Genomic DNA, 12,037 nt, shown 5'->3' with positions numbered 1-12,037 from the left:
TAGCTATGGTGCAGGGTCAATTGGCCCAGAGTCTGATAGGCTCCAGTGCTAAAATAGGGCTGAAAATTTCGCCTTTTGGTTGCAACCAAGAATGACCCCAGCATGACAGCCCCCACACCACAACTCCACAGTACAAAAGATCTTCTCAAGATTTTGATTGGGGCAGCCTGGATTGATGGTGTGATTCAACCAGAAGAACGCAACTATCTGCACCGCATGGCGACGGAGAATAACCTGGTGGATGATCCCGAAATTAAGGCATTACTGACGGAAGTGAAGCCGGTGCAGCCCCAGGAATGTTATCTCTGGGTGAAAAGCTATTTGGGCGATCGCTACACCCACGACGACTATCAAACCCTCCTTGAAGCGATCAGCGCCTTGATCTACAGCGACGGCGAAGTGCAAACCCAAGAAGCCCGCTTTTTGCTGCAACTGCAAGAGCTTGACCCCGATCATGCTCATCATCCGTCGGTGATTGAATCCATCCTCAAAACGATTCAGCAGCTTTACCGCAAAGCGATCGCCCAAGATCCCTAAGCAATCATTAATCCGTTGCGGGGCGATCGCATTGCAACCCATCGCGCCAGGCCACGATCCCCTCCACCAGCCAAGACCCTTGGGTTTGGTTGCAGGCGGTAATATACTTAGCCCGATTGCCAAACCGTCCCCGCTGCACGAAGAGATTAAAATCCGGCATTGCCTGATCCCGGTCCATGCTCAACACACTTTGATAGGCCCCCGTCACCCTGAGGCTGGGGCGACAACGATAGCGGTGCTTCACTTCTCCGTGAAACCCCAGGGTCACCACCAAGGTCAGGCGATCCGGCGTTAGCTCTATCCGCGTCACCCGACTGCCCACCAGCCAAAACAACCACCCGAAGCCACCAAAAATCACCAAGATGATCAGTAATCCCTTCAGATCACCAGTTGTAATTAACGTCTCTAGGCCAAACCAAAGCCCCATCAACGTCATTCCGTAGCCCATGAGTACTATGATGATTTCCCCAAAACTGCGACGCGGGGTGAGATGAATCGTACTCGTTTGGGGGTGATCCTCTAGGATTAGTTGCAGGTCAGGGTTGGGTAGCCGCCATCGCCAGGGATCGCGGTTGGGTTGGGAGTTTTTTTCATAGTCGATAATTGGATTTTCGGTACGGGCTTGGCGCGATCGCTGCCATAGCTCCACAAATTCCGACAGCAATCCCAACCATTCACCCATAGCGCGGACTCTCTTTGGTAATGTTCAACCTGAAACGGTTATACAGGGGCGATCGCATCCCGTCCGAAATAGGGGCGCAACGCTTCCGGAATCGTCACACTGCCATCAGGTTGCTGATAATTTTCCAAAATTGCCGCCATCGTGCGCCCCACCGCCAAGCCGGAACCATTGAGAGTGTGGACGTAATTTGTTCCCTTTTGGCCAGGGGTTTTAAACCGAATGCTCGCCCGTCGTGCCTGAAAATCTGTGCAGTTTGAGCAACTGGAAATTTCTCGATAGGCTCCTGCTTCTGGCATCCACACTTCCACGTCGTAGCAGCGCGTCGCGGTGAAGCCGAGATCCCCGGTGCAAAGTTCCAAAATCCGATAGGGCAACTGCAACGCTTCCAGAATTGCCGTGGCGTTGCCAAGCATGGCCTCTAGTTCCGCCTCGGAATGGTCGGGATGTACCAGCTTCACCATTTCCACCTTGTTGAATTGGTGGAGGCGAATCAGTCCCCGCGTGTCTTTGCCGTAGCTGCCGGCTTCACGGCGAAAACAGGGGGTATAGGCGCAGTGGTGGATCGGCAACTGTTCCGCGTCGAGAATTTCATCGCGGTAGAGGTTGGTTAAAGGGACTTCAGCGGTGGGGGTGAGCCAGAGGTCATCATCGCCACAACGAAAACTTTCTTCGGCAAATTTGGGGAGTTGCCCCGTCCCGGTGAGGCTGGCACTGTTGATCAACACCGGCGGCATCACTTCGGTGTAGCCCGCTGCGGTTTGGCGATCGAGCATGAAGTTAATTAAGGCGCGTTCGAGGGCTGCACCGGGGCCGATCAGGTTCACAAAGCGGCTTTGGGCGATTTTGACGGCGCGTTTAAAGTCTAAAATGCCCAGGTTTTCGCCGATCTCCCAATGGGCTTTGGGCTGGTCGAGGTTGGGTTTGTATTCGTCGCCCCAGCGGCTGCGTTCGACGTTTTCGGTTTCGTTGGCTCCGATGGGGGTGCGATCGCTCGGTAGGTTGGGCAGGGTGAGGAGGAGGGTGTCAATCTCGGCTTTGAGGGCTTTTTCTTGAGGGTCGAGTTTGGCGAGTTCGGCCTTGATCGCGCTGCCTTCGGCCTTGATGGCGTTGATTTCGGGGCTGTTGGGATCTAGACCGCTTTGGATTTTTTCTTTGATCCGTTTGGCGGTGCTGTTGCCTTGGGCTTGGAGGTTGTTGCGGGTGGTTTGCAGATCGCGCTGGCGTTGGTCGAGGTGAAGGAGTTCAGCGATCGCATACTCCCCACTCCGACGGTGGAGACGCTCTTGCACAAAATCGGGATTTTCGCGGATCTGTTTAATATCAAGCATAGTTTGACGTTCGGGGGAGTCCGTAATCGGTGATTACGACAGAAGGATGTGCTTGTTAATTTTAGCTAATCGGCGGGAAGCCCCGCGCTGTACCTGCAAGGTCAGCGTCGGGATGAGAGCCGCGTGACTGAGCGGAGCGAAGGAACTATCCCTGGATCTGATCAGGCAACTGATTAACATACTGATTAACATCAAGAGGGGCTGATGTTAAAACAAGAGGATGTTGAAAGCCGTCAAGGTCAGAATTTACCCCACCGATGCGCAGTCTGTGACGCTTGCCCGGCATTTTGGCTGTGCAAGATGGCTGTGGAATCATTGCTTGTCTGTGATGACGGCAACGTACAAAACGACGGGCAAGGGTATTTCTGCTTTCACGATGAAGAAACAGATTCCTTTGCTCAAAGCGGAGCATGAATGGCTGAAAGAATGCTATTCGCAATGTTTGCAGCAGTCAGTATTGAATCTGTCTCAGGCATTCCAAAGCTTCTTTGCCGGCAGAGCACAGTATCCCAAGTTCAAATCTAAGCATCGTCGGCAGTCGATTCAGTTTCCTCAAAACGTATCATTGTTGTCTGATGCCGCCATTAAATTCCCCGGTTCGCTCGGTGTGGTGGTGGCCAAGATTCACCGACCGATTGAGGGGACGTTGAAAACTGTTACGGTATCCAGGAATCCAGATGGGAAATACTTTGCGTCTCTGCTGGTCGAAGATGGTACAGCCAAGCCGGAGTTGTCTAGCGAGGGTAAGGCGATTGGAATTGACTTGGGATTGACAGACTTCGCGATCACATCTGATGGTTCAAAGTTTCCTAATCCACGTCCTCTCAAAAAGTTATGAACGCAACCTAAAACGGAAGCAACGTAAACTTGCCAGACGCAAGCAAGGCAGCAAGAACCGGTACAAAGCACGCTTACAGGTTGCCAAGGTTCACTCCAAAATCGCCAGAGCCAGAGAAGACTTTCATCACAAACTATCCCGCAAGATAGTACACGAAAACCAAGTCATTGTGGTGGAAGATCTAGCCGTTAAGAATATGGTCAAGAATCATCATCTAGCCAAAGCAATCAGTGATGTTGGTTGGGGGCAGTTCTGCACCATGCTCCAATACAAAGCAGAGTTTGAAGGTAAGGTGTACCTGGAGATTGGGCGATTCTTCCCATCTTCCCACCTCTGCTCAAACACGCTGCTACCGCTAGAAAAAATGGATCTCTCGGTTCGCTCGTTTGTCTGCCCTCACTGCCAAGAACGGCATGATCGCGACATCAATGCGGCAATCAATATCAGACAGGAAGGCTTGCGGATTTTGGACTCAGGAAGTGGGGCTTCTGCTCTCGGACGCGATGTCAGACCAAGGGGAGGGAGGCGCAAGTCTACCCTCTCCGAGGCTGTCGCGGTTGATTAGAGAAGCCCGCGCTGGATGCAGAGCATCAGCGTCGGGTACTTCACACCCAAGCTCACCGCCTTACCACGGATTGCCAATCATCGTAAAAGCACTCCAAAAATAGGGATGGGTCAGGGTGCGATCGCCCAAGCTCTGTAGCGCCTGCGGCAAGGGAATCTGACTAGACGGCGTGATCAGCCTCCCCGCTTCAATCCGAATCTGGCCCCGCAACATCGCCAACTGCGCTTGGCGCAAGGCTTCCGACTTAATCGGCAACTGACTCAACTCCTGATAAAACGTCGTCATCAGCCCCAACGTCCCCGCATCACTCACAGACCACAAACTCCCCAACACCGATCGCACCCCCGCCAACACCGCCAACCCCGCAAACCCTAACTCCGCCTCCGGATCACCCACCGCCGTCTGACAAGCACTCAACACCAACAAATCCACCGGCGGATTATTAAACTGCAAACTGGGAAAATCACTGAGGGGAAGCTGTTCGCGCCAAAATTGAATGTAGGAATTATCGGGGCTGCCGGGGCGAAATTCGCCATGGGTGGCTAAATGGACGATTTGAAAGGCCTCGGCTTGGCGGGCAGTTTGCAAGTTTGCCAGGGTAAAGCCTTCATTGAGAAACGATTGACTCTGGGCGATCGTGTTCGTAATCGCCGTTAATTCCGTGGGAACCCCCGGTAATGGGTCTTGCACTTGAAAATCAGAGGCTCCCATGGCGAGAATGTCTGGTCGGTTTAAGGGATGGTATGCGGTATCCGTGAGGGAGAGGCTGGGCATGATCGCCAGGCTATATTTTTCAATCAAAAACTGCTCACCATCGTGCAACGCCGCCCAGGGAATTGACCGCAGGCCATGATCAAGAATAAACGTTAAATTCGTGATCCCTGCCGCCTCTAACTCTGCCGTAATCGGGTCAATCAGCCACTGATGGAGGGCTTGCGCATGGCCTAAAAAGCCTTGACTGTCGGGGTTAATCACCGTGCGTCGGAGTTGTCGCATCGTGGTGATCACTTGCGATCGCACCGCCGTCGGCACTCGCCGCCGCAACACCGTACCATCCCCCATCACCACCACCAATTCCAGCTCATCCGTTGGCTGCGGATCACCGCTCGGCGCGACAAATTCCTCCGATCCTTGGGGTGCATGACCATCAGGCAATCGCCACAATACACCCGGATCTACCTTGGGCGCTAAGTCTGACTCTGGCGCTTTAAAAAAGGCATACACCAACGCCGGTTTTTCTTGGGTCTGGTTTTCAATGGTTTGCAGCGTGTTCTGCACCTGTTGCGGCGTGGGGGGTGAGGGGAGCGTCCTCAGATTCAGATGCTGAATAAACGGCCGATTGACCCCCTGTTCGAGTTGCTCCACTTGGGGCGGTGCGTTACGCACATCGGGCGCGAGGGCGACTCGTGGGGGGGGCATGGCTTGACCCGGTTGGGGTGCTTGACCCGGTTGGGGTGCTTGCCCCGTCGAGCCTGGAGGACGAGCGGGGGGGAGGAGCGGACTGTTCACCCCTGGTTGAACTTGTCCCAGTTGCGGAAAATTAAGGATGGGTGGGGGGACAGGGGCGGGGTTGCTGGAAACACTGGAGGACACCGGGGGAGCTGGAAGGGCTGACGTTGAAACCGAAAGAATATTCGTGAGGTTGAATGCAGCCGTCAAGAGGGTGGGACTGGTGGCAATCACCTGAAACGCTCCGCCCTGTTGATTGGCCGTTAACGGTGTGAAGGCGATCCCTTGAGCATCGGTGAGTACAGAAGTGAGGGTGGGTGTGCCGCTCGCTCCGGTCGTGGGGGCAGCAAATGCGATCGCAGTCCCACTAATCGGATTGCCAAACAGGTCGTTGAGTTTGACCGTTAAGGATTGGGGAAAGGCTTGGTTAATGGTGGTAACTTGATTGTTGCCGCTGGCGATCGCTAACTGACTCGGAGCCGCTGCGGTCACTTGGATCGGCCCTGAATTGCCTGCGATCGCGCCACTATTCGCTGTCACGGTCTGTGACCCGGCCGTGCGTAACTCTACCCCAAACAACCCGGCTCCGTTGGTGAGGTTGCCCCCGGTGATTGGGGACACTTGGGGATCACTGCTGTTTAAGGTCAACGGATCGCTAAAATTCGTATCCACATTGCCAAACAGATCCAACGCCGTTACCGTCACATCCTGGGAGGTTCCCGCCGTCATCGTGGTGAGACTTTCTTGCACAGTAAATTCCACTGCACTGGCGGGCGTATTGGTCAGGGAAAAAGGCAGCGGACTGATCTTGAGGTCGGTAATCGTGGCTTGTACGGTGTAGGAGCCTGCGATCGTATTCGCCACCGGATTAAACAACACCGTCCCATCCGCCCCCGTCACCCCCGTTAACATCGTCTGCAACTCGCCCCCGACGCTGGAATCTCCAGGGTCACGGTCAGCCCCGCCACTCCTTTCAGTTGAAACGTATCCCGCGCCGTCACTGTCAAGGGTTGAGGAAAGGCCGTATTTACCGTCGCACTTTGACCGCTTCCTGTTGATAGCACTTGAATCGTTGGCGATTCATAGGCTCCCATGTCCGGTGTTCCGACCCGACTGATTCCCCGTTGATCCGTTAGTTGTGATCCTTGGGCCGAATCTACCGCCGCACTGGTCGGAAACAGGGCGTGGGTTTGGGTTGGCCCGCCATAGTTCCCCAAGGGCGAAAGTTGTGGGTCAACCCCAATGATATTTTGGTTCAGCCCAGGGGTTAAGGTCAGGTCATTCACCCCCGCATCACTATCAAGCAAGCTGGACTGAATCGTACTGCCACTCCAAGAACCGGACAAGGCAGAGGGGTTGCCATTTTGCCCGGTGTTATTGGCCACAATGGTGTTGGTGATGTTCGCCGTGCCAGCAGACTGATAGAGTCCCCCACCATCCCCTAAGCCATGCCCGTCAGCATCCGCTGTATTGAATGCGATCGTGCTGTGGATGAGGGAAAGAAACGCAGAATTATTGGTAATACCGCCGCCGCTTTGACTCGCCTGATTGCCGCTGACGGTGCTGTTGTTCAGAGCTAAGGGGCTACCCAGACTATACAAACCTCCCCCAGTGGTTGCTGAGTTACCGCTGATCGTGCTATTAACCACATTCAAATCACCAGCAGACCAAACCCCTCCCCCGGCATTGAAGGCGGTATTCCCGTTGATGGTGCTGGTGTTGAGGGTTAATGTGCCGTTGTTATGGATTCCCCCGCCGCTGTCGAGTGATTGATTCCCTATCACCACCGTGCGCTCCAAGCTTCCCCCGCTGTTGGTGGCAATGCCGCCGCCATTTGCGTCGCTAATGTTGTGATCGATGCGGCTGTAGGTGGCGGTGATGTTCTGTGTGGCAATGCCGCCGCCGTCGTTGGTGCTGCGGTTGCCGATGATGGTGCTGCTGTGGAGCGTCACCGTAGGGGCATTAATGCCGCCACCCTGATTCCCGGCAGTGTTGTTTTGGATCAGGGTGCTGTTGAGAATGACGGGGCCATCCGAGAAAATGCCGCCCCCATTATTGGCGCTGGCGCTATTCTTAACGGTGACACTATTGAGGGTGAGGGAGCCGCCGCCTGTACTCTGGATGCTGCCCCCATTTTCTAGGCCGCTCACATTGCCGTTGTGAAGAGTAAAGTCTTCGAGAACAACGGAATTGGGGCCGGTAATGTTGAAGATGCGGAAATTTTCGGCGGTGGGAATTCGGAACAGATTGAAATTATTTGAGAGTTCGGGCAGGATATTCGGTGAGATGGTGAGTCCGCCGGTGCTGGTGTTGATCTCAAGGGGGCCACTGGTCAGGAATATGTATTGAAGGGCCATGACGGACATCAGAAAGCGAATGCTGTCTGCTCCGGCATTGTTGTTAGTCCAAGTAATCGCATCACGTAATGAGCCTGGCCCTGAATCGCTGGCTGTGGTAACGGTGACGATATCGAGCTTGTGGGGATAGAGGGCGATCGCATCCCCCTCAAATGCCAAACCCGCCTCCACATTGCCCACCGTTTTTTCCAGTTGCCAATTACCCCCTAACGCCGCGCTCCCGGTTAAATCCGTCGAAGCCGCCACATCCGCCCCCGTCGCCGCCGCCAAACTCGCCAGCAACGCATCCCCCACCGACCCCAACGCCGTAAAACAGCTATAGAGCAGCAGATCCGCCCCCTCACTCAGGGACGCACTCCAAGCCTGCAATTGCTCGCTAAATTCCCCCACATTTGCCGCACTCACATAGTCCCGCCCTAGCCAAAATTCTCCCGCGTTGCCCTCTGTGACAAGGTGCAATTCATCCACCCCTTGGCGGGGGGCGAGGGTGTTGGTGATCGTCTCAATACCGGATTGAGCGGGCGTGATGACGGTGGTGGTAGTGCCGGGTTTGCCCTTGTAGAGGAGGGATTGATAGTCTTCAACGGTGGCATCGAGAAAGATGAGGGCGTTGGGATCATCGGGGCGGTCGGCAAAATGAATCACCGTGGGCGCACTCTGTTCCCCTGGGGTGATCACCGCGTTAGGGTCAGGGACGATCAACCCAGCCCCGGCGATCTGTACCGTTTTGCCCTTCGTAATCCCTAAAATCGCCGTATCCCCCGCCGTAATCGTCAGATCTGAGCCGCTAATCTGCACCACCCCTTGATCATCGACGGTGACGCGATCGGCGGATTGGAAGTGGGGCAGTTGGAGCAGGGATTGGAGAGACTCCGGGGTGAGGCTGGCGGGGTCTTGGCTGAGGGGGATTTCAATCCCTAAGATTGTGCCGCTTTGGGTAATGCGGAGGGTGCGGCGACCGGGGACGGCGGCGAGGGTAATCTGACCGTTGGGGGCTTCAAGGGTTCCAAGATTAATCACCGTGCCGCCGAGGAGATTAATATCGCCGTTGGGATTGTTGAGGTGTGCTTCATTGACGATCGCACCCGGCTCCGCACTGAGAAAATCAAAGGCGGTGGGGTTGCCGTTGAGGGCGCTGTAGTCGTTGGCTCCGATGGCGTTGAAGGCGCGATCGCTGAAGTGAATGCGATCGCTCGTTGTCGCCGTGAACGACCCCGGCACATCAATCTGAGCCGTAGGCGTGAACACAATCCCCGCCGGATTGATCAGGTATAAATTCGCTCCACCCCCCAACACCTGCACCAACCCCTGAAGCACCGACGGACTCCCCCCCGTCACCCGCGCCAAAATATTCTGAATCTGAGGCTGGGCCAGAAACTGGGCGATTTCGGTGGGGTTCAATCCCAATTGCTCCAAGCTATGGAACAGGTTGGCCCCGTCTCCGGACAATGTGCCGCCGGTAATCTGATACAGATCCCCGCTTTGGGTCACCACCGATCCGGTTCCATCGGCAGCCGGTGTAATCGATTGGGCCCAACCGGGGGCAGATGGGCAGATCAGCAAACTGCTGCACAGGAGGATGAGCCGAACCCAATGGCAAGGGGGAGAGACTGGCATGATGGGGAGAATGTTGCGATCGCAACAAGAAAACACCGGAGGCTACACCCTGATTGTGTAAGCTCACTCCCGACTGAATGCAGGGGGCTTCGTCTTCTGTCTCCATCATAGGTTGCGAGTTAGAGCAACGCGACCGGCCATCCTACGGAACCGGAAGCGATCGCCGCCGCCTCACCATCATTCAATCCCATCGAGGGGATGAAGCCCCGCTGCGCTCTGGGGGAACGAGCATCGCTTGGATATCAAGCCAGTTTGAGCAATTTTTGCTGAATTGCGCCATGAAGCCCTGGGGATTGAACTGGGACTCTTCCTCAGATTGTCGTAGAGACAAAGGAAAAGACTGAATCTCTGGGTGCATCCCACTTTTGCAGATTCCCATGGCTCGCCAGGGAGCACCCTCATCCCCAGCCCTTCTCCCGCAGGAGAAAGGAGCCAAAAGCCCTCTCCTGAGGAAGAGGGTTGGGTGAGGGATTGCATAACTGGGATGCACTCGAATCTCTGTTGTGCGACTAAAGTCTCAAAAATGTGATTTTCATCACATTCAGTCGTCCATTTTTCGATTAAGGATGACCCTGATTTTTGAGTTCATTGATGAAAGGTGGTTATCTTTGATCGCTACATACCACAAACGCGAAAAAAATAACAGTAAAGAAAATATTAAAGATTGAGAATAGATGCAGATCAAACGATTAATCTAAATGTAGTGGAACAAAATGATTCTCCAAACTCTCGTTTAACAAATGGTGTTTCTCTTGATCCCCACTATGAACACCCTAGTCAAGGGCAATTCAATTAACCAAATGTTACGAAAGAACAAAGAGCACATTTTTTGTGTATCTATTTATTACAACTCCACATTTTTATAAAACTGAAATCCATCATATAACTACTCTCCATTTTTGCATTGCCCCTCTTTAGCCCCCCAACACTCCAATGAATAACAAATCTTTTTTAACCTCGACTTGCCGCTGCTGTTGCTACTACCAACACGAAGGACGCAGGGGTGGTTCCTGCTCACAATTGGGTGTCCCTGTGAAAGGGTGTTGGTCTGCTTGTAGCTTGGCTTCTCATCCCTTTACCAACGCGGCAGCACCTAACTTAGAAATTGAGATCGGTCAATTGGAACATGCCTTAACCCTCGACTGCACTGTCTCTGATCCGGTATCTATGCCCGTCACCCAAAAAGTTCCCGAAGAGTCTCCTCTGCCCTTGTCAAGCTAGCTTGAACTGTGTGTTTCGGGATCGTAAATAATCACAACACCATAAAACACCAAGTTGGTTCGCTACGCCCGGCTTGGTGTTTGTGTTTGATTGCGACACAGGATTGAGTTACCGTCATGGATTAAAGCGTTGAGATTGGGCAGGATGTGCCGGTGTCCTCCCCAATCGTCTTGAATGTCCAAAGCTCAACGTGACGGTGCGTTACGCTTCGCTAACAGCACCCTACTATCGTGGCAAATTCAAAAAAGTGCTTTATTGTAGGGTAGGTTAGACGGCTTTAAATCCTGCTCTCACGGCAATCTAGCAATCCGCCGTAACCCACTGATTAACAGGTGTCGTGATACGACAATCATCCTGATTTTTAGCCTTGACGCTGTACTAGGGTAGCCAGGGATATTGGCGAAAATCGGGGGGGCGTTTTTCGAGAAAGGCCTGTTTCCCTTCGGCTCCTTCTTCGGTCATGTAGTACAGCAGCGTCGCGTTGCCCGCGAGTTCCTGTAACCCCGCTTGACCATCACAATCGGCATTGAAGGCGGCTTTTAGGCAACGAATGGCGATCGGGCTTTTTTGGAGAATTTCCGAGGCCCATTGGATGCCTTCGGCTTCGAGATTGTCCAGAGGAACGACATGGTTCACCAGCCCCATCTCTAGGGCTTGCTGGGCATCGTATTGACGACAGAGAAACCAAATTTCGCGGGCTTTCTTTTGACCGACGCAGCGGGCGAGATAGGACGCGCCAAAGCCGCCGTCAAAGCTGCCGACCTTGGGCCCGGTTTGCCCAAAAATGGCATTGTCAGCCGCGATCGTTAAATCACAAATTAAATGCAGAACATGGCCACCACCGATCGCATACCCTGCCACTAGGGCAATCACCACCTTGGGCATTGATCGAATCAACCGCTGGAGGTCGAGGACGTTGAGGCGGGGCGTGCCTGCGTCGTCAAGGTAGCCGCCGTGACCCCGCACGGATTGATCCCCGCCGGAACAAAAGGCATATTTGCCGTCGGTGTGGGGCCCGGCTCCGGTGAACAACACCACGCCAATGCGGGGATCTTCGCGCACATTACTAAAAGCGTCGTAGAGTTCCATGACGGTTTTGGGGCGGAAGGCGTTGCGCTTATGGGGGCGGTTGATGGTGATTTTAGCGATGCCATCGGACTTGTGATACAGAATATCCTCGTAGGATTTCACCATGTGCCATGCGATCGCCATACCGTCTCCTCACCGTTTGTCTTTGGGGTTTTCAATCGTTTCTACGATACCGGAGAGTTGGCCCAGGATGGTGGGGATCATCCCTCTTTTGTTGACATACTCCCCCGTTAGATTGCTTTAGCAATTAACGGGGGATTCTTAGATTCACACCTAAGAGTTTCTGCTTCACAGATTGGTAACTAGGCAAAGCCCCCGTCCCATCATCTCCACAGACATTTTCAGATACGCCAT

Annotated in this window: 6 protein-coding genes and 1 pseudogene; 2 read left to right on the top strand and 5 right to left on the bottom strand. The window is 53.9% G+C overall.

What is annotated here, in order from left to right:
• The first annotated feature begins 102 nt into the window (after nucleotides 1-102).
• Nucleotides 103-537: a tellurite resistance TerB family protein gene (locus PN477_RS15780; RefSeq protein WP_272147432.1), complete on the top strand. Its 435-nt coding sequence runs from the start codon at nucleotides 103-105 to the stop codon at nucleotides 535-537.
• Between the two features lie 7 nt (nucleotides 538-544).
• Here PN477_RS15780 and PN477_RS15775 read toward each other — a convergent pair whose 3' ends face one another.
• Nucleotides 545-1,219 carry a stress-induced YchH family protein gene (locus PN477_RS15775; protein WP_272119228.1) on the bottom strand — a complete coding sequence of 225 codons (675 nt, stop codon included), beginning with the start codon at nucleotides 1,217-1,219 and terminating at the stop codon, nucleotides 545-547.
• A 38-nt stretch (nucleotides 1,220-1,257) separates the two neighbouring features.
• Nucleotides 1,258-2,547 carry a serine--tRNA ligase gene (gene serS / locus PN477_RS15770; protein WP_272119226.1) on the bottom strand — a complete coding sequence of 430 codons (1,290 nt, stop codon included), beginning with the start codon at nucleotides 2,545-2,547 and terminating at the stop codon, nucleotides 1,258-1,260.
• 220 nt (nucleotides 2,548-2,767) lie between these two features.
• Between serS and PN477_RS20940 the strand changes: the two are divergent.
• Nucleotides 2,768-3,950: pseudogene (locus tag PN477_RS20940) on the top strand (RNA-guided endonuclease InsQ/TnpB family protein).
• Between the two features lie 60 nt (nucleotides 3,951-4,010).
• On the opposite strand, the gene PN477_RS15755 reads toward PN477_RS20940, so the two are convergent.
• From PN477_RS15755 to menB, 3 genes are all read right to left on the bottom strand, one after another.
• Complete coding sequence (locus PN477_RS15755) at nucleotides 4,011-6,311, bottom strand: CHAT domain-containing protein (RefSeq protein ID WP_272119241.1); 2,301 nt, start codon at nucleotides 6,309-6,311, stop codon at nucleotides 4,011-4,013.
• Nucleotides 6,305-9,373, bottom strand: a complete 3,069-nt coding sequence (locus tag PN477_RS15750) for a DUF4347 domain-containing protein (RefSeq protein WP_272147430.1) — start codon at nucleotides 9,371-9,373, stop codon at nucleotides 6,305-6,307. The genes PN477_RS15755 and PN477_RS15750 overlap by 7 nt, the downstream gene beginning before the upstream one ends.
• A gap of 1,599 nt (nucleotides 9,374-10,972) precedes the next feature.
• The gene (gene menB, locus PN477_RS15745; RefSeq protein WP_272119217.1) at nucleotides 10,973-11,806 is read right to left on the bottom strand and encodes a 1,4-dihydroxy-2-naphthoyl-CoA synthase; all 834 of its coding nucleotides are present in this window, start codon (nucleotides 11,804-11,806) and stop codon (nucleotides 10,973-10,975) included.
• Nucleotides 11,807-12,037: the final 231 nt, after the last annotated feature.

The sequence above is a fragment of the Spirulina subsalsa CS-330 genome (assembly GCF_028330765.1).
In the GTDB taxonomy this organism is placed as follows: domain Bacteria; phylum Cyanobacteriota; class Cyanobacteriia; order Cyanobacteriales; family Spirulinaceae; genus Spirulina; species Spirulina subsalsa_A.
The sequence above is the reverse complement of the archived record's forward strand: the minus strand, read 5'-3'. Positions and strand labels throughout refer to the sequence as shown.

Bases quoted from the DNA above. Each gene is read 5' to 3' on its own strand.
- PN477_RS15780 (WP_272147432.1), top strand. From the start codon at position 103: ATGACAGCCCCCACACCACAACTCCACAGTACAAAAGATCTTCTCAAG.
- PN477_RS15775 (WP_272119228.1), bottom strand. From the start codon at position 1,219: ATGGGTGAATGGTTGGGATTGCTGTCGGAATTTGTGGAGCTATGGCAG.
- serS (WP_272119226.1), bottom strand. From the start codon at position 2,547: ATGCTTGATATTAAACAGATCCGCGAAAATCCCGATTTTGTGCAAGAG.
- PN477_RS15755 (WP_272119241.1), bottom strand. From the start codon at position 6,311: ATGTTAACGGGGGTGACGGGGGCGGATGGGACGGTGTTGTTTAATCCG.
- PN477_RS15750 (WP_272147430.1), bottom strand. From the start codon at position 9,373: ATGCCAGTCTCTCCCCCTTGCCATTGGGTTCGGCTCATCCTCCTGTGC.
- menB (WP_272119217.1), bottom strand. From the start codon at position 11,806: ATGGCGATCGCATGGCACATGGTGAAATCCTACGAGGATATTCTGTAT.